This window comes from Empedobacter sedimenti, from assembly GCF_030005555.1.
Taxonomy (GTDB): domain Bacteria; phylum Bacteroidota; class Bacteroidia; order Flavobacteriales; family Weeksellaceae; genus Empedobacter; species Empedobacter sedimenti.
Genome location: NZ_JASCQG010000013.1, coordinates 1 through 17,354, shown reverse-complemented (window position 1 = coordinate 17,354; position 17,354 = coordinate 1). Strand labels below are relative to the sequence as shown.

Genomic DNA, 17,354 nt, shown 5'->3' with positions numbered 1-17,354 from the left:
CAAAAAGGCAATCTAACGAAAGATTGCCTTTTTGATTTTATTATTTTTGAGAAGAAATTAATCTTCAAATTTTACTTTATATTGTTTGTCAAATTCCACTTTTTCAGCATCAGATAATTTACTTCTAATGTACTTTATCGTGTAACCACCAATCATTTTGTCAGCTTTATAATACATCCAATCCGAAATTTTACTTTCATCAATTGTTACAGTATCGTTTAATTTTACAAGCTTCGTATATTGTGGTTGACTGTTTACAACCCCTTTCAACGTATCGTTAACCGTAAATATATTCCCAATCCAAATACCTTCTTTTGCTTTAGCATTCGGAATTTCAAACTTTTCTTGTAACATGAAATTAGTCGTCGTTGTATCTTTCATCGAATACGCTAGCTTAAAATCATCCAACGTTTGTCGCGCTTCTTTACTTATACTATCGAATATTTTCTCTTCCTGCGCCTCTTTATTCTGCGCTTTGTATGCATTAACTCCCATATCTTCTGGACTCTTATTACAAGAAAACAAAAAAGCTGAGAAAGCGATTGCTAAAAATGTATATTTCATAAATGTATTTTCTAGAAATTGATTTGTTTAAAGTTACAAAAAATTAATCGAAATAAGATAAATGCAACTCATTTGGTGTTGGTAAAATCCATGGTTGATGCCCAAAATAACTCCATGTTGTATAAGCTAAATTGTAATTTGGATTGGTAAACTGATAATACTCGCTTCCGTTTACCGAAACTCTAGCATCTACAAAAACTTTTACATCTTTGATTCCTTTTTTAGCATATTCGTACTTTACAAAACGAGCAAATTGCCACATCATATCTGGGCTAACAGCCATCTTAGAGATTTGTTTATATGTCAAATAATCATCTAATTTAACTTTTTCTCGCTTCAAGAATTTACCTTTTTGTTTGGGATCAGGTCGTGTTACAAAAACCTCTACTTCTCCTGCTTTATTACGTAACATCATTCGCCAAGATAGTCTATGACCTTCCTCTGTCCAAAAAACATTTCCTGGAATAATAAAATGACGAATAGGTAAATAAGTTTGCCAGATAACATAAAAAAATAACAAATAAGAGAACATGACACGACGTGTAGTTAATAAATTATCTTCGTCAGAACGATCCATCATGTATGATTTTTTTGGGAAAATCAACTCTTGAATTTTCACAGGATCGTAAAAGAAAATCATCATCGCTAAAGCAAAAAACGGGAAAATTCCGATTCCGAAAACAGCAGAGTTAAAAATATGAAAAAACACTGCACATTTTATTGCAATACCTCTTGTTCGTTTCACTAACATTGCGGGGATAATCAATAAATCGAAGAAAAAACCTCCCCAAGAAAATACTTGAGCAAACTCTAAACTACTCACTACTTTTCCTAAACCTGTTAAATTGTATTTGAAGGTCAGCAAATCTCCATACTCTTGAAACTTCATTTGCAAGAATACTCCATTAAACCAATCTGGATAAATTTTATTAACAGCTGCAAATGTGTAAACAATCAATAACTGAATGATAAAAATAGTCGGAACCCAATTACGACATGTTAATCTTTTTATTCTCGGAAAAATTAAACTATCAACAGAAAAAAACTGATGCGCCGGAATGATAGTCATCATCCAAGAAACCAACATAAACAAGTAATAATGGTTGTTATAACTCGTTTTTTGCATAAAATAGGTTAATGACCAAAGTATTGCAAAAACTATTGAGGAAAATCTGTAAGCAAAACCAAACGTAATAAACCATCCTAAAAGTCCCATAACAGCATAGAAATAAATCATTTTCGCACCAAGAAATACATTCGTCCATTCAAAACCGATGAATGAAAATGAAATTTTAGGATCAACAAAATTATTCTGTACCCAGCCTGTGTAAATGGCTCCCCAACATTCTGCCACAATCAATAATCCGAAAATGATTCGAAAAATAACAAGTGGAGAATTATCAACTTTTCTGAATAGATATTCGCTAAACATGATTGATTGTTAATTTTGGCTAATTTAAAAATAACCTTTAGAGTTTAGCTACTTTTGACGTATATTTATTGTATGAAAACGAGGAAAATTATTTTGTTTGATGGAATTTGCAATTTATGCAACCAATCGGTGCAATTTATTATCGAACATGATTCTAAAAATCAATTTCGTTTTGCTTCGTTGCAATCAGATTTTGGACAAAATTTCTTGAAAGAAAATAATTTAGAAGCTACTCAATTTGATTCTATCGTTTTTATTGAAGATGATCATTTTCATACCAAATCATCTGCCGCACTAAAGATTTCGAAATATTTGGACGGAATAACTTCCTGGTTAACTATTTTTATGATTGTTCCAAAACCTTTACGCGATGTAGTTTATAGCTTTATTGCGAAAAATCGTTATCGTTGGTTTGGAAAAAACGAAAGTTGTTGGTTACCTACTCCAGAATTGAAAGCGAAGTTTATTGATTAAAATTTAAACTTCTCTATTCAAATAATTTTTAATTTTCTTGAAAAGGATCAACCAAAAATAAAAAGTCAAAAAAAGATTTATGACTACAATTATCAGGAGAGCAAAATTACCATGTAAAATAGTTGAATCTATATCTCCCATTTGAATTAAAAACAGTAAAAAATAAGCAAACAACAAATAAAAGGACAACACTCTATATTTCCTTTTTAAAAATATACTAATAAATAAAAATAGTATTGTTGTCAATCCTAAACTAAAAATTGAAACATCATCATCACTACCAGAAGATTGTAATTGGGAAGTATAATAAAAATCATCTCCTTGAATATAACCAACCCCTTCTGTGTATTTAATAAATAAAAAACAACAGATTAATTGAATTATATAGATTACATCAAGAAAGGAGAAATGAATAATATTTTTCAATTCTACTGATTTCTATACTTCTCTATAGCAGCTTTTATTTTTTCGCGACGATTTGACGGCGATGGATGCGTACTTTGAAATTCAGGAACTTGACTTCCTCCCGAAGCTTCTTCCAAAATATCCATTACACCAATCAATGCTTCTGGATTATAACCTGCTTGAATCATAAAACGTACGCCCAAATCATCAGATTCCAATTCATCATCACGACCATATTTCATATTCACCATATTGGCTACAACTTGCGCATAATATGCCGAATTAGCATCGCCTGCTGCTACACCAGCTGCACCTGCAATTCCTTGCGAAAGTTCTTGCTTCGAAATTTGTTCTGCACTGTGACGTGCAATAACATGTCCAACTTCGTGTCCTAAAACACCAGCTAATTGATCTTCGTTTTGCAAACGAGTCAACAACGCTTCGGTAATAAAAATTGGACCACCAGGCAACGCAAAAGCATTTACGGTACGATTATCTGCCAAAACATAGAACTGAAAAGGATAATTCGTTTTTTTAGCATCACTATTGTTGACAACTTTAGCGCCAACTTGCTTTACGAGTTGCTGATATTGCGCATTCTGCGACAAACCACCAAATTCTTGTGCCATTTGCGGCGCAGAATTTACTCCCATTGCAATTTCATCATCTTTGGTTAAAGAAATATACTGTTTTTCACCTGTAATTTCATTCACTTCTGATGATGAGAAGTATTTGATCAACGAAAAAATCACAATTGCAGCTGCAACTATCAATTTTATAGACGTACCGCCTTTTTGCATATTAGTGTTAGGTGTTAATTATTTTTTGTGCCTTTTCTTTAAAATCTCCAAAACATCTTTCAATTCGTACCCTCTTGCGTGTAATGCCATCAGGTAGTAAAAGAAAACGTCTGCAGATTCTTCTAAAAAATTTTCGTCGTTATCTTGTTCCGAAGCAATAACCATTTCTACAGCTTCTTCACCCATTTTTTTTGCGATTTGCGAAGTTCCTTTTTTATGAACACGTTTCATTTTTGATTTCTTCGCATCTTCAAATTTTGCATCTTCCATCATCATTTCCAACTTTTTCAAGAATGGAAATTTCTTTTCTTTTTTAACTTCAGATGTGTTGTCATCTAATTCCATAAAATTCTTTGTTTGCATAGGTAAAAATTAATGCGGAATAAATTTAAAAAATTCTTCTGATTTTATCGTTCAATTATATTGCCAATTTTTCAAATATCCCAAAATATTTGTTTTTTTTCTTTAGAATTTGTTCACAATTTTAAGATTTTTTTGTTAATTATTTTAAAGGTTAATAATCAACTAACTATTTTATTTTAGGAGAAAATAATGTATTTTTACGCAAAATAAACATAGCGCAAACACAATGAACACAAACGATTTTTCCATAAGACATATTGGAAACAATGCAGAACAGTCGGCAGAGATGCTTGCTGTAATTGGGAAAGATTCTATTGATTCTTTAGTAGAGGCTACATTACCTCAAAATATTAGATTGACAGAGGCTTTGGATTTACCAGAAGCTTTATCTGAATTTGAAGCAACTAATCATTTAGCTGAATTAGCTGCCCAGAATAAAAAAGTAAAAAATTATTTAGGATATGGATATTATGGAACAATTTTACCTGCTCCTATCCAACGTAATGTTTTAGAAAATGCTGGTTGGTACACAGCTTATACACCTTACCAAGCAGAAATTGCACAAGGTCGTTTAGAGGCTTTGTTAAATTTCCAAACAGTCATTTCTGACTTAACAGGTTTACCTATCGCAAATGCTTCTTTATTAGATGAAGGAACAGCTTGTGGTGAGGCTATGCACATGTTATTTGAATCTCGTTCTCGTGATCAAAAGAAAAATAATGTTAACAAATTTTTTGTAGCAGATAATTTGTTTCCACAATCTATTGCTGTTTTAGAGACAAAAGCTCATGGATTAGGAATTGAATTAGTTGTAGGAAATTTTGAAACAACTGAAATTACAGAAGAATTCTTCGGTGCGATTGTACAATACATTAGTAAAGGAGGACAAATTAATAACTACAGAACATTTGTAGAAAAAGCAAATGCTGTTGGTGTTAAAGTAGCTGTAGCAACAGATTTATTAGCTTTAACTTTATTAACACCTCCTGGTGAATGGGGAGCTGATATTGCAATTGGTACTTCTCAACGTTTTGGTGTTCCGATGGGATACGGTGGACCTCACGCAGCTTTTATTGGTTGTACTGAAGATTACAAACGTGTAATTCCTGGTCGTATTATTGGTGTTTCTCAAGATCGTTTAGGAAACTATGCATTGCGTATGGCTTTACAAACACGTGAGCAACACATCAAACGTGAAAAAGCAACATCTAACATCTGTACTGCTCAAGTTTTATTAGCTGTTATGGCTTCTTTCTACGCAGTTTACCACGGTAAAGATGGTTTACAATATATCGCTGATCAAATCCATACTAAAGCTGCTGTTTTACACGGAGGTTTAGAGCACTTAGGATTTAAATTAGTGAACACTTCTTTCTTCGATACAATTCAAATCGAGGTTGAAAACTCTGACGAAATCGTGAAGATTTTTGAAGAAGAAGACATTAACGTAAATGGTTTCGAGAACGGAAAAATTTCAATTACTGTTGATGAAATGACTTCAGAAGAAGATATTTTCGAATTATTAAGTGTTTTTGCAACAATTAAAAATACAGAAGATGGTTTCGAGTTTGAGGTTGACGAATCTTATTTACCACAAGATTTAATCAGAACTTCTGATTTCTTAACACACGAAAACTTCAATTTATATCATACAGAAACAGAATTAATGCGTTACATCAAACGTTTAGAGCGTAAAGATTTAGCTCTTAACCAATCGATGATTGCATTAGGTTCTTGTACAATGAAATTGAATGCTGCAACAGAATTATTACATATGTCTTGGGAAAGAATGGGTAATGTACACCCTTTCACACCAAAAGATCAAGTTGTAGGTTACCAAACATTAATCCAAAACTTAGAAGATTATTTATCTGTAATCACTGGTTTTGACGCTACTTCTTTACAACCAAACTCTGGTGCACAAGGAGAATATGCAGGATTAATGGTAATCCGTTCTTACTTTGAATCAAAAGGAGAAGGACACCGTAACATCGCATTAATTCCACAATCTGCTCACGGAACTAACCCTGCATCAGCTGCAATGGCTGGAATGCAAGTTGTTGTTGTGAAAAACTTAGAATCTGGTGAAACAGATTTAGTTGACTTGAAAGAAAAATGTGAAAAACATAAAGATAACTTAGCTGCATTGATGATTACTTATCCATCAACTTATGGAGCTTTTGATAGCAATATCGAAGAAGTTACTGAAATGATTCACGCTTACGGAGGTCAAGTTTATATGGACGGTGCAAACATGAATGCGCAAGTTGGTGTAACTTCACCAGGTAATATTGGTGCAGACGTTTGTCACTTAAACTTACACAAAACTTTCGCTATTCCTCACGGAGGTGGTGGACCTGGAGTTGGACCAATCTGTGTTAAAGCACATTTAGCTCCTTTCTTAGGATCTTCTCCATTAATTGAAACTGGAGGAAAAGAAGCGAAAAATACATTCGCTGCAGCTCCTTATGGTTCAGCATTCATTTTACCAATTTCTTACTCATACATTTTGATGTTAGGTGCAGAAGGTTTATTGAAAGCAACACAAGGTGCAATTTTGAATGCTAATTACATGAAAACTCGTTTAGAAAAACATTTTGATATTTTATATACAAATGCAAACAATGTAGTAGCGCACGAATTTATCTTAGATTGTCGTCCATTCAAAAAAGCTGGTATCGAAGTTACAGATATTGCAAAACGTTTAATCGATTACGGATTCCATGCGCCAACAGTATCTTTCCCAGTTGCTGGAACATTAATGGTTGAGCCAACAGAATCTGAAAACAAAGCAGAATTAGATCGTTTTTGTGATGCATTAATCTCAATTCGTCAAGAAATTGATGAGGTTGCTAACGGAGATTATCCAGCAGACAACAATGTATTACACAATGCTCCACACCCAATTCACTTAATTACTGGTGATGAGTGGGAATATCCTTATACACGTTCTAAAGCAGCTTATCCATTAGAGTGGGTTCGCGAACGTAAATTCTTTGCTTCAGTTTCGCGTATTGATGATGCTTACGGAGATCGTAACTTAATCTGTACTTGTGCTCCTATTGAAGCTTATATGGATTAATCATTCTGAAAAGAATATTTTTAAATATAAATCGCTCTGAGAAATCGGAGCGATTTTTTTTGTGAGAATAATCAAGAAAAAATATATTATTTCTTAAAATTTTCTTAAATTCATTCTAACTAAACTTTTAATTTAAAAACATTTATGAAAAATTATGCAGCCGAGTTTTTCGGTACATTTTGGTTAGTTTTTGGAGGTTGTGGTAGTGCAATCTTCGCAGCAGGAATTCCAGAATTAGGAATTGGTTACGCTGGCGTTGCTTTAGCATTTGGTCTTACAGTATTAACAATGGCTTACGCAGTTGGTCATATTTCTGGCGGGCACTTTAACCCTGCTGTTTCTTTTGGATTATTCGCAAGTGGACGATTTGACGGAAAACAATTAGCTCCGTACATCATTTCTCAAGTTTTAGGTGCTACTGCTGCGGCAGGAGTATTGTATGTTATCGCTTCAGGAAATGCAGATTTTGCAATAGACAATACCAAAGCTGGTGCATTTGCAACAAATGGTTATGGCGCTTTTTCACCACATGGCTATAGTTTACAATCGGCTTTTTTAATTGAATTTGTCTTAACAGCTTTCTTCTTAATCGTTATTTTAGGTGCGACAGATAAATTTGCTAACGGAAAATTTGCTGGAATTGCAATTGGTTTAGCCTTAACATTAATACACTTAATTTCAATTCCAATCACTAATACATCTGTAAATCCTGCTCGTTCTACATCACAAGCAATTTTTGTAGGTGGAGAATCTTTAAATCAATTATGGTTATTTTGGGTTGCGCCAATCGCTGGAGCAATTGTAGGAGGGTTGATTTATAAATTCCTTTTACAGAAAGAAGAAAATTTAGCATAAAACTTAAAAGCTCCGAATGGAGCTTTTTTTATTTTTCTTTATCATCTAAAAACTCATCTGTAAAATGCTGCACTTTTTTATCAACCGAAAACTTTGTTTGATTATAATCTGCTGATTTATTTTTCGGAATCGAAAGTGAATTCCATTCATTGTCTTTTAATAGTTTTCCAATAAAAACGATTTGTCCAACATGATACGGATAATGCGCCAATTGACGATTGATCGCTTCTATAACTGTATGTCCTTCATTTCGGATATAGATAATTTGATTCAAATCTTCGTCCGTTTTAATTTGTGCTAAAGCATCAAACAAACATTTCCATCCTTTCTCCCATTTCTCTAAAAGTTCTTGCTTCGTTTTGATTGTATCTTCAAATTCTTCATCACGATTTCGCCACTCTTTTTCACCATCTGTAGTTAAAAAATCTGTCCAACGTGATAACATATTTCCAGAAAGATGATTCACAATAATCGCAATACTATTTGAGTTTTCGTTGTATTGCCAAAACAAATCATCTTGGGATAATTGCTCAAACGTTTTTTCACCTAATTGTTTATAATACTGGAATTGTTTGATAATTCCTTTAACTAAATCGTTCATTTATGATTTCTTACTTAAAACAAAATGTTGATACAATCTCAACACAACATATAGCACAATCAAAACAATTCTATACTTATATAATTTCTCTAAACCTGCTATCGGAAAAAAGTTGACTGACAGTATCAGAAATAATAAAATTGCGAGAATTATATAACTTAAAGGATTAATAATTTTATTCATAATATAGTTTCAATACCAACAAATCTACTTATTTAATCGGTTCCTTGTAAATTTTTTCGATTATGTTTGCGCTTATAATGTGTTTCCTTAAATTGATTTTGATCCGTTGTGACAATCGAGATATTACCATCAATCTCCATCATTGCCAATTTCACGTCTTTTATATACTCTACTCCATGCTCGCGCATCGCTTCATCTAGTTCTTCTGCATTAATATCTAATCTACTCAACATCGTAAAGTCTGCTTTTCCATTTCTAATCAAAACTTCAGGTTTTTGTTCAATTAAATCTCCTAAAAAATGATTTTTTATCATTATTTTTTTAACAACAAAATTGAGTAAAAACAATACAAAAGCTGCTATTAATCCACCTTCTAGACTAGAATCTGTTCCAACCATTGCATTTTGAACTGAATTACTAATCAATAAAATCAAAATAACATCAGCCGTATTTAATTGCGACAATTGTTGTTTACCAAATACCCTTAATGCAATCAGCATAAAAAAATAAACTGATACACATCGCAATACAATTCCTAAATAACCTTCCATATTCTATTTATATCAACAAAAGGTAATAAAAAAATCCGCTCAATTTGAACGGATTAAAGTTTATTTTAGATATTTAGGTGCTTCATTTTTTTTCATCATCTGAAACAATGAATTTCCTATTCCTTGAGTAATTTCTGACAGATTTTCGAAATTAATCACCGAAACTTCATCATTTTTTTGATGATAATGATGTTGGTTTTCCATGTTAACAGACGAAAGCGCATGCGAAACAACTTTATGATTAACGAAATTCACATTATCAGAACGGAAAAATAATTGTTGTTGTAAATAAGGATCATTCTCAACTTTAAACGTTTTAGATGAATTTTTGTTCATTATACTCATCAAATCCGAACGATCACTTCCTGTCATATATACTTTTCCTTCTCCAAAAGCAGAAACAGTTCCTATCATTTCAAGATTAAGCATCACTTTCATATTTGGTAAATAAGACTGAAAATCTGTATTTTCTACCAACATTTTAGAACCAATTAATCCTATTTCTTCAGCATCAAAAGCCATAAACATCATGGTTTGCTTAACTTTTTTATTCTTAAAATAATCAGACAAAGCCATTACAGCCGAAGTTCCACTTGCATTATCATCTGCTCCATTAAAAACTTTATCATCGCCTTTGTCATCTGTTCCAACATGATCAAAATGCGCACCTACAGCGTAAATATCAGACGATTTACCTTCTTTTATTCCGCAAACATTTTGCCCCGTTTTCCCTTTATATTCAAATTCGATTAAATATGAATCGCCAACACAAGGCTTTAATTTATTTTGTTTGAATTTTTCTGCAATAAATTCTGCTGCTAAACGATTTTCGGGCGTACCAAAGTTTCGACCTTTCATTTCATCAGAAGCTAATTTTTCGACATATTTCTTTTGATTTTCTTTTGAATATTGTGCGTTTGCTTGATTGAACGCAAGTAATCCTATTGCAAGTAAAGTATATTTTTTCATTTTTTGTGTGAACTTAATTTGAGGGAAGATACAAAAAATTAACTTTTCTTCTCAAACATCAATTCTTTTACTTTTTCTTTGTCTTCTTTTTCATTTTTTAAGTCGAACATTGTTCCAAAAATACGATCCCAAAACGTATTGGAAACGCCAAAACCTAATTCTTCGTCTTTATAATGATGCAAATGATGATTGCGCCAAAGCGGTTTCATAAACTTGAAAGGTGGCGCAACAGCATGAATCAAATAATGCATAGACGCATACAATAAATAACCAATCATAAACCCAGGAAAAAAAGCAAAGGTGTATTTCCCTAAAATTAAATATTGAATCAAAAAAATAATTGACGCCAAAAGAATACTTGGAACTGGTGGCATAAACAAACGTTGTTTATCGCGCGGATAATGATGATGATTTCCGTGAAAAATATAAACAATTCGTTTTAGACTTGGTTGTTCGGCTGTCCAATGAAAAAGATAACGATGCGCAAAATATTCGAACAACGTCCAAAATAGCATTGCGCTAAAAAATAGACTAACAACTGTTAAGACAGATAAATCGTAACGAGAAATTCCATAATAAATACAATAAGAAAGTAATGGTATGTACATTCCCCAAATAACTGCAGGATGACCTTTTGTCAACATTTCGAGGTATTTGTTTTCGAAGATTTGCGCTTGACCTTTATTATGTATTTTCTCAAATTTCATGGTTACAAAATTTAATTTACTTAAAAATAAGGTTTTAGCACATTTTAAACAAATAATCTCTAAAAATTAATTGTAAAAAAAAATCCGAAAATCAAAGTTTGATTTTCGGATTGTATGATGAATAAGATTATTCTTATCTTTTTTCAATTTCAACGTAATCACGTAATGGTTCTCCTGTGTATAATTGACGAGGACGACCAATTGGTTGATTTGTTTCGCGCATTTCCATCCATTGTGCAATCCATCCTGGTAAACGTCCAACAGCAAACATAACTGTAAACATTTCAGTTGGGATATCTAACGCTTTGTAGATAATTCCTGAATAGAAATCTACGTTTGGATATAAGTTTCTTGATTTGAAATACTCGTCTTCTAAAGCAGCTTTTTCTAATTTTTTAGCAATATCTAAAATAGGATCATTGATTCCTAATTTCTCTAAAACGTTATCAGCAGCAACTTTGATGATTTTTGCACGAGGGTCAAAGTTTTTATAAACACGGTGTCCGAATCCCATTAAACGGAATGGATCGTTTTTATCTTTTGCTTTTGCTAAGTATTTTTCAACATCTCCACCATCATTTTTGATCGCTTCTAACATTTCTAATACTGCTTGGTTAGCACCACCATGTAATGGTCCCCATAAAGCTGAGATACCACCAGAGATAGAAGCAAATAAACCTGCGTGAGAAGATCCTACTAAACGTACACTTGATGTAGAACAGTTTTGTTCGTGATCTGCGTGTAAGATAAATAATTTATCAAGAGCATCAATAATAACTGGATCTAAGTCTAATTCTTGACCTGGTTTTTTGAATAATAACTGATAAAAGTTTTCTACGTAAGATAATTTATCATTAGAGTAGTTAACTGGTAATCCTTTTATTTTTCTTTGAGTCCAAGATGCTAAAACTGGGAACTTTCCTAACAAAGTAACAGCTGCGCGATACATATCATCTGGAGATGAAACATCAACACATTTTGGGTTGAAAGCTGATAAAGCTGCTGTTAAAGAAGTTAAAACTCCCATTGGGTGAGCAGAACTTGGGAATGCATCTAAGATTTTGATTAAATCTTCAGAAACATAATTATACTCATTAATATCTGCAACAAACTTGTCTAATTCGGCTTGTGTAGGTAATTCTCCTTTGATCAACAAATACATTACTTCTACGAAAGAAGATTTCTCTGCTAATTGTTCAATTGGATAGCCACGGTACATTAATTTTCCCTCTTCACCATCTAAAAAAGTAATTTTAGACTCACATGATCCTGTATTTTTGTAACCTGGATCCATTGTAATTAATCCAGTAGCACTTCTTAACTTAGAAATATCAATAGATTTTTCGTCCATTGAACCTGTTGTAACTGGAAGTTCCAACTCGTTTCCGTTGTAATTTAATATTACCTTATCTGACATTTTATAGTTTATATTATTTATTGCGTAATTTACGATATTTTTATTTATTCTGGACTGATAAATATCAGTCCAGCACAATATTATCGTTTAATTTTAAAAGCTTTCAAACCTGGGAAAATAGCTGTTTCACCAAGGATTTCCTCGATGCGTAACAACTGATTGTATTTCGCCATACGATCTGAACGAGATGCAGAACCTGTCTTGATTTGTCCTGTATTTAATGCAACAGCTAAATCAGCAATTGTAGCATCTTCTGTTTCACCAGAACGATGAGACATTACTGCTGTGTAACGTGCATTTTGAGCCATTTGTACAGCTTTAATTGTTTCTGTTAATGTCCCAATTTGATTAAATTTGATTAAGATTGAATTAGCTGTTTCACTTTCTATTGCTTGATCTAATTTATTCACATTTGTAACCAATAAATCGTCACCAACTAATTGTACACGATTACCAATTTTATCAGTTAAGATTTTCCAACCTTCCCAGTCATTTTCGTCCATTCCATCTTCAATCGAGATAATTGGATATTTTTCTGATAACTCTGCTAAATAAGCTGCTTGTTCTGCAGAAGTGCGAATAGCTCCTTTATCACCTTCAAATTTTGTGTAATCGTATTTACCATCGTGGTAAAACTCTGATGAAGCACAATCTAAAGCAATCATAATCTCTTCACCAGCTTTGTAACCAGCTTTTTCGATTGCTAAAATAACTGTATCCAAAGCATCTTCAGTTCCTTCAAAAGTTGGTGCAAAACCACCTTCGTCACCTACTGCTGTAGATAAACCTCTATCGTGTAAAATACTTTTTAATGCATGAAAAACTTCTGTTCCTTTGCGTAAAGCATCTGAGAAAGACTCTGCAACAACTGGCATAATCATAAACTCTTGAAATGCAATTGGAGCATCTGAATGAGAACCTCCATTTACAATATTCATCATCGGAACTGGTAATGTATTTGCATTAACACCTCCAATATATCTAAACAATGGCAATCCTAATTCTTCTGCAGCTGCTTTTGCAACAGCTAAAGAAACACCTAAAATTGCGTTTGCTCCTAATTTTGCTTTATTTTCAGTACCATCTAATTCAATCATTAATTGATCAATATAGTTTTGTTCAAAAACTGAAAAACCAATTAATTCTGGAGCGATTACTTCGTTCACATTTTCTACTGCTTTCAGAACTCCTTTTCCTAAGTAAAGATTCCCTCCGTCGCGTAATTCTACTGCTTCATATTCTCCTGTCGATGCTCCTGATGGAACAGCTGCACGTCCTATAATTCCGTTTTCTGTGATTACATCTACTTCTACTGTAGGATTTCCACGAGAATCTAAGATTTGTCTTGCATGTATATGCGAAATAATGCTCATTGTATTTATGTTTTTATTTGGTAAAAATTAATTTACCAAAAATAATGGATTTGTACAATCTTTACAACGAAATTAATTTATTTTAAAAATAAATTATTTAATTGCCTATCATTAATATCTATGCAAGCATAATAAATATAAGTAGAAGTAATTAAGTCTTTCGAAGGAAAATACTTTAATTGGTAATCAAAAGATTACCGTTTGCTTGAAGATCTACTCTGTATGTTCTTGGAGCACGATTAGCAACTTTTGTTGGCTGACCTGTTAATAAAATCCATTCAGCGCCATCGGCATCACAAACAATACTGATATCATTTTTTACATATAAGCTTGTCTTTTCTCCAGGACATATATGCGGTGCATTTCTATCATAAGCTTTGTATCCAGAAGTTGTTCTTACAACAATTAACCCTCTTGATCCTGCAGTTACGCCATCTACGTATGCCCAACCTCCAGGATTATTGAGATTACTATACAATGGCATATTTGGATTAATTGAAACATTGATTGTAGTAACTGGTACGCAATTTACGGTTCCGTCATTTGTGTTACATGATAGAATTGAGAATAGAAAAATAGCGAATACCAAAACCTTATTTAGAATCGTTTTAATAAATTGTTCCATTTTTAATTTAGATTAAAATTTTTACTATCTTTGTTGGACAAATTATTAGAAATAGTCCTGCGCATATTATTGATATGTGTAGGATTATTTATTTTATAAGACCTATTTAATAAAAATTAATTAAACATCGTTGTTATGGCAAATATACAATATGTAACGAAAGAAGGATTAGAAAAGTTGCGTGAAGAGCTTCATCAGTTAGAAACTTTTGAACGTCCAAAAATTTCGCAACAAATTGCTGATGCGCGTGATAAAGGAGATTTATCTGAAAATGCAGAATATGATGCTGCAAAAGAAGCTCAAGGTATGTTAGAAATGCAAATTGCTAAATTAAAAGAAGTTGTCGCATTTTCTAGAGTCATTGATGAGTCAAAATTAGATCATTCTAAAGTTTCTATATTATCAAAAGTTAAAATTAAGAATACTGCTAACGGACAAGAATTAGTGTACACTTTAGTACCTGAATCTGAGGCTGATTTAGCTAAAATGCGCATTTCTGTTAACACTCCAATTGCAAAAGGTTTGTTAGGAAAAACATTAGGCGAAGTAGCAGAAATTACATTACCTAACGGAATGACTTTAAATTTTGAAATTTTAGAAATATCTTTGGACTAAATTTTAAAATAGTTTAAAAATATGCCAAGCATTTTCACTAAAATTATAAACGGAGAAATTCCTTCATACAAGATTGCCGAAAACGATCAGTACATCGCTATCTTAGATGCTTTTCCTTTGGTTAAAGGACACGTTTTGGTTATGCCTAAGCAAGAGGTTGATAAAATCTTTGATTTAGACAAATCGACTTATTTGGGCTTAATGGATTTTAGTTACGAAATTGCGCAAGCTATAGAAAAAGCAGTTCCTTGCTTACGCGTTGGTGTTGCTGTTGTAGGATTAGAGGTACCACATGTACATGTGCATTTGGTTCCTCTAAATTCTATGCAAGACATTAACTTCTCAAATCCGAAACTTCAATTGTCTGCTGAAGAAATGAATGATGTTGCAGACAAAATCAAATCATATTTATAATATACGATGAACAAATACATTAAATTAGTAATCGCCGCTGTATTAATCGCCTTAGCAATCTACTTGTTTACAATTCGCGAATACGGTTGGGGATTTTCGTTGTTGTTTTTAGCGATCTTTCCTATTTTATTTTATTTCAGAAACGAAAATATTTTATTAGCATTTTGGTTTCTACGTAAAGAAGACATGGTAAAAGCGAAAAAATGGTTAAAGAGAATTACCAATCCATCAGCCCAATTAATTCCTAAACAAATGGGATATTACCATTACATGATGGGAATTACAGAAGCACAAGACAATGTTGCTGTTTCTGAGAAATACATGAAAGAAGCCTTAAATTATGGTTTATCTTTTGACCATGATCGTGCTATGGCAAATTTATCTTTAGCTGGAGCATCTATGTCTAAAGGAAAAAAGAAAGAAGCTGAAAATTACATTAAAGAGGCAAAGAAAAACGATACAAAAGGAATGTTTACTGATCAAATCAAAATGATGAATGATCAAATGAAACGTTTCAACGTAAGTACTTCTCAATTACAAAACCCACATATGCGTCATAAAGGACGTAAATTCTAAATGGATATTTCAAAATATACAGAAGATACATCGACCAATACTTCGAGATGGAAACAAATTGAAGAGTTTTTCAGAATTAATTTCACTGATGGAGAAACACCAGATTTGGATACAATTCTTTTCTTAATAGGTGTTCAAGAATTAGGTCAAGGTAAAAAACGTTTTAAGAAAGATGATAAACTCAATTTATTACACATTGCCGTTTGTCGAGTATTAGAACCTTTTGGCTTTTATCGTTTTGATGGACAAGATCCTGATGGATGGCCACACTTCGAATTATTAGAAGAGTTACCGCCTCTCAAAACAAATGAACAAACCTTATTGATGAAATATGCTGTAATACAGTATTTCGATGATCAAAAAATAATAAACTTCGAGTCTTAAGATTCGAAGTTTTCTTTTTTAAATAATTCTACAACAACTTTATCTGCTTCTAAAGTAAATTTCTCAGCAATCAATTCCTCTTTGGATAACCACAACAATTCGTTGATATCTGCATCCAAAACTTTTAATTTAGCCAAAGCTCTATCTGTTATAGTTGCTTTATAATAGATTAGTAAAACCTGTTCTGTAGGATCAAAAGCATTCAACACAAAGAAGTCTTGTGTATATAAATGGTCATGTACTTTTACTTTCAGGTTCAACTCCTCTTTCAACTCTCTTTTAATACAGTCTTTTGTTCCTTCACCAAACTCCAAACCACCACCAGGAAACTTATAAATCAACTTTCCTTGAAATGGTTCATGCATCACCAAAACTTTACCCTTATGTTCTAACAATGCGTATACACGCACATTGAATGGTTTCATATCTCATTTTATTTTAGAAACTAAATATATAAAAAATCTCAGTTCAGAAGATAATATTCTAAGCGTTCCCTTCGGTCGGGCTATTCGCTGCAATCTTTTTTGTTATGATTTCCGCTTCGCTCAATCAACAAAAAAGGATTTCCACTACTATCCCTAACGCATTTAAAGTGATAAGTGATAAGTGATAAGTGATAAGTGATAAGTGATAAGTGATAAGTGATAAGTGATAAGTGATAAGCAAAACTAAAAACTGTCATTCAGAACATAACAATATTGTAGTGAAGAATCTTCTAACCTATTATGGTACCCTGAGCGGAGTCGAAGGGTAAGTTCCTTTGGATTATAGAGATGTCTGAAGTATTACGTTTTATGTTATATTTTACTTCGTACATTTTACTTTGTACACTTTACAAAAAAGTATAACCACAAAAAAAGCCTCAAGAACTAAATCTTGAGGCTTTTAATAAAAACTGGCGACGACCTACTCTCCCGTAAGTAACAGTACCATCGGCGCAGGCAGGCTTAACTTCTCTGTTCGG

The 17,354-nt window shown here is 32.6% G+C and carries 19 protein-coding genes and 1 rRNA gene; 7 read left to right on the top strand and 13 right to left on the bottom strand.

Features of this window, described 5'->3' with window-relative positions; translation table 11 throughout:
- Nucleotides 1-57: 57 nt before the first annotated feature.
- Both QHG34_RS12505 and QHG34_RS12500 read right to left on the bottom strand, forming a co-directional pair.
- Complete coding sequence (locus QHG34_RS12505; protein WP_282630542.1) at nt 58-564, bottom strand: DUF2314 domain-containing protein; 507 nt, start codon at nt 562-564, stop codon at nt 58-60.
- 43 nt (nt 565-607) lie between these two features.
- A complete protein-coding gene (locus tag QHG34_RS12500) occupies nt 608-1,996 on the bottom strand; it encodes an HTTM domain-containing protein (RefSeq protein WP_282630541.1) in 1,389 nt (462 codons plus the stop codon).
- A gap of 72 nt (nt 1,997-2,068) precedes the next feature.
- Between QHG34_RS12500 and QHG34_RS12495 the strand changes: the two genes are divergently transcribed.
- Complete coding sequence (locus tag QHG34_RS12495; RefSeq protein ID WP_282630540.1) at nt 2,069-2,470, top strand: thiol-disulfide oxidoreductase DCC family protein; 402 nt, start codon at nt 2,069-2,071, stop codon at nt 2,468-2,470.
- A 428-nt stretch (nt 2,471-2,898) separates the two neighbouring features.
- Here the strand turns inward: QHG34_RS12495 and QHG34_RS12490 are convergent, their stop codons facing one another.
- Together QHG34_RS12490 and hisE are read right to left on the bottom strand one after the other, a co-directional pair.
- Nucleotides 2,899-3,675: a M48 family metalloprotease gene (locus QHG34_RS12490; protein WP_282630539.1), complete on the bottom strand. Its 777-nt coding sequence runs from the start codon at nt 3,673-3,675 to the stop codon at nt 2,899-2,901.
- An 18-nt stretch (nt 3,676-3,693) separates the two neighbouring features.
- Nucleotides 3,694-4,038 (bottom strand): phosphoribosyl-ATP diphosphatase, encoded by a 345-nt coding sequence (gene hisE, locus QHG34_RS12485; RefSeq protein WP_282630538.1) that lies wholly within the window; start codon nt 4,036-4,038, stop codon nt 3,694-3,696.
- Between the two features lie 226 nt (nt 4,039-4,264).
- Here hisE and gcvP point away from each other — a divergent pair, with 226 nt between their 5' ends.
- Together gcvP and aqpZ are read left to right on the top strand one after the other, a co-directional pair.
- Nucleotides 4,265-7,120 (top strand): aminomethyl-transferring glycine dehydrogenase, encoded by a 2,856-nt coding sequence (gcvP, locus tag QHG34_RS12480; RefSeq protein ID WP_282630536.1) that lies wholly within the window; start codon nt 4,265-4,267, stop codon nt 7,118-7,120.
- Between the two features lie 144 nt (nt 7,121-7,264).
- Nucleotides 7,265-7,975 (top strand): aquaporin Z, encoded by a 711-nt coding sequence (gene aqpZ / locus QHG34_RS12475; RefSeq protein WP_282630535.1) that lies wholly within the window; start codon nt 7,265-7,267, stop codon nt 7,973-7,975.
- 28 nt (nt 7,976-8,003) lie between these two features.
- On the opposite strand, the gene QHG34_RS12470 is transcribed toward aqpZ, so the two are convergent.
- The 7 genes from QHG34_RS12470 to QHG34_RS12440 form a co-directional block, all read right to left on the bottom strand.
- Nucleotides 8,004-8,576, bottom strand: coding sequence for a DUF1572 domain-containing protein (locus tag QHG34_RS12470; protein ID WP_282630533.1), 573 nt, complete (start codon nt 8,574-8,576; stop codon nt 8,004-8,006).
- Between the two features lie 215 nt (nt 8,577-8,791).
- Entirely contained in the window at nt 8,792-9,310 is a 519-nt protein-coding gene (locus QHG34_RS12465) for a DUF421 domain-containing protein (RefSeq protein ID WP_282630532.1), read from the bottom strand.
- Between the two features lie 60 nt (nt 9,311-9,370).
- Nucleotides 9,371-10,279, bottom strand: coding sequence for a M28 family peptidase (locus QHG34_RS12460; protein ID WP_282630530.1), 909 nt, complete (start codon nt 10,277-10,279; stop codon nt 9,371-9,373).
- A 38-nt stretch (nt 10,280-10,317) separates the two neighbouring features.
- Entirely contained in the window at nt 10,318-10,986 is a 669-nt protein-coding gene (locus QHG34_RS12455; protein WP_282630529.1) for a sterol desaturase family protein, read from the bottom strand.
- 133 nt (nt 10,987-11,119) lie between these two features.
- A complete protein-coding gene (locus tag QHG34_RS12450) occupies nt 11,120-12,403 on the bottom strand; it encodes a citrate synthase (RefSeq protein ID WP_282630528.1) in 1,284 nt (427 codons plus the stop codon).
- An 80-nt stretch (nt 12,404-12,483) separates the two neighbouring features.
- Nucleotides 12,484-13,776 carry a phosphopyruvate hydratase gene (eno, locus tag QHG34_RS12445; RefSeq protein WP_282630527.1) on the bottom strand — a complete coding sequence of 431 codons (1,293 nt, stop codon included), beginning with the start codon at nt 13,774-13,776 and terminating at the stop codon, nt 12,484-12,486.
- Nucleotides 13,777-13,951: 175 nt separating this feature from the next.
- The gene (locus QHG34_RS12440; RefSeq protein WP_282630526.1) at nt 13,952-14,401 is read right to left on the bottom strand and encodes a Rieske (2Fe-2S) protein; all 450 of its coding nucleotides are present in this window, start codon (nt 14,399-14,401) and stop codon (nt 13,952-13,954) included.
- A 135-nt stretch (nt 14,402-14,536) separates the two neighbouring features.
- Here QHG34_RS12440 and greA point away from each other — a divergent pair, with 135 nt between their 5' ends.
- From greA to QHG34_RS12420, 4 genes are read left to right on the top strand one after another with little or no spacing between them, the layout of a single operon-like run.
- The gene (gene greA / locus QHG34_RS12435; RefSeq protein WP_282630525.1) at nt 14,537-15,016 is read left to right on the top strand and encodes a transcription elongation factor GreA; all 480 of its coding nucleotides are present in this window, start codon (nt 14,537-14,539) and stop codon (nt 15,014-15,016) included.
- A gap of 21 nt (nt 15,017-15,037) precedes the next feature.
- Nucleotides 15,038-15,430: an HIT family protein gene (locus QHG34_RS12430; protein ID WP_282630524.1), complete on the top strand. Its 393-nt coding sequence runs from the start codon at nt 15,038-15,040 to the stop codon at nt 15,428-15,430.
- A 6-nt stretch (nt 15,431-15,436) separates the two neighbouring features.
- The gene (locus tag QHG34_RS12425) at nt 15,437-16,006 is read left to right on the top strand and encodes a tetratricopeptide repeat protein (protein ID WP_282630523.1); all 570 of its coding nucleotides are present in this window, start codon (nt 15,437-15,439) and stop codon (nt 16,004-16,006) included.
- Nucleotides 16,007-16,390, top strand: a complete 384-nt coding sequence (locus tag QHG34_RS12420; RefSeq protein WP_282630522.1) for a hypothetical protein — start codon at nt 16,007-16,009, stop codon at nt 16,388-16,390. It abuts the gene before it with no gap.
- Here QHG34_RS12420 and QHG34_RS12415 read toward each other — a convergent pair.
- Both QHG34_RS12415 and rrf read right to left on the bottom strand, forming a co-directional pair.
- Nucleotides 16,387-16,815, bottom strand: coding sequence for an NUDIX hydrolase (locus QHG34_RS12415; protein ID WP_282630521.1), 429 nt, complete (start codon nt 16,813-16,815; stop codon nt 16,387-16,389). The genes QHG34_RS12420 and QHG34_RS12415 overlap by 4 nt on opposite strands.
- Nucleotides 16,816-17,283: 468 nt before the next feature.
- Nucleotides 17,284-17,354, bottom strand: a 5S ribosomal RNA gene (gene rrf, locus QHG34_RS15880); the annotation flags it as partial.

Bases quoted from the DNA above. Each gene is read 5' to 3' on its own strand.
- QHG34_RS12460 (WP_282630530.1), bottom strand. From the start codon at position 10,279: ATGAAAAAATATACTTTACTTGCAATAGGATTACTTGCGTTCAATCAA.
- QHG34_RS12500 (WP_282630541.1), bottom strand. From the start codon at position 1,996: ATGTTTAGCGAATATCTATTCAGAAAAGTTGATAATTCTCCACTTGTT.
- QHG34_RS12455 (WP_282630529.1), bottom strand. From the start codon at position 10,986: ATGAAATTTGAGAAAATACATAATAAAGGTCAAGCGCAAATCTTCGAA.
- QHG34_RS12415 (WP_282630521.1), bottom strand. From the start codon at position 16,815: ATGAAACCATTCAATGTGCGTGTATACGCATTGTTAGAACATAAGGGT.
- QHG34_RS12450 (WP_282630528.1), bottom strand. From the start codon at position 12,403: ATGTCAGATAAGGTAATATTAAATTACAACGGAAACGAGTTGGAACTT.
- QHG34_RS12470 (WP_282630533.1), bottom strand. From the start codon at position 8,576: ATGAACGATTTAGTTAAAGGAATTATCAAACAATTCCAGTATTATAAA.
- QHG34_RS12505 (WP_282630542.1), bottom strand. From the start codon at position 564: ATGAAATATACATTTTTAGCAATCGCTTTCTCAGCTTTTTTGTTTTCT.
- eno (WP_282630527.1), bottom strand. From the start codon at position 13,776: ATGAGCATTATTTCGCATATACATGCAAGACAAATCTTAGATTCTCGT.
- greA (WP_282630525.1), top strand. From the start codon at position 14,537: ATGGCAAATATACAATATGTAACGAAAGAAGGATTAGAAAAGTTGCGT.
- QHG34_RS12490 (WP_282630539.1), bottom strand. From the start codon at position 3,675: ATGCAAAAAGGCGGTACGTCTATAAAATTGATAGTTGCAGCTGCAATT.
- QHG34_RS12495 (WP_282630540.1), top strand. From the start codon at position 2,069: ATGAAAACGAGGAAAATTATTTTGTTTGATGGAATTTGCAATTTATGC.
- aqpZ (WP_282630535.1), top strand. From the start codon at position 7,265: ATGAAAAATTATGCAGCCGAGTTTTTCGGTACATTTTGGTTAGTTTTT.
- QHG34_RS12440 (WP_282630526.1), bottom strand. From the start codon at position 14,401: ATGGAACAATTTATTAAAACGATTCTAAATAAGGTTTTGGTATTCGCT.
- QHG34_RS12465 (WP_282630532.1), bottom strand. From the start codon at position 9,310: ATGGAAGGTTATTTAGGAATTGTATTGCGATGTGTATCAGTTTATTTT.
- QHG34_RS12425 (WP_282630523.1), top strand. From the start codon at position 15,437: ATGAACAAATACATTAAATTAGTAATCGCCGCTGTATTAATCGCCTTA.
- hisE (WP_282630538.1), bottom strand. From the start codon at position 4,038: ATGCAAACAAAGAATTTTATGGAATTAGATGACAACACATCTGAAGTT.
- gcvP (WP_282630536.1), top strand. From the start codon at position 4,265: ATGAACACAAACGATTTTTCCATAAGACATATTGGAAACAATGCAGAA.
- QHG34_RS12430 (WP_282630524.1), top strand. From the start codon at position 15,038: ATGCCAAGCATTTTCACTAAAATTATAAACGGAGAAATTCCTTCATAC.
- QHG34_RS12420 (WP_282630522.1), top strand. From the start codon at position 16,007: ATGGATATTTCAAAATATACAGAAGATACATCGACCAATACTTCGAGA.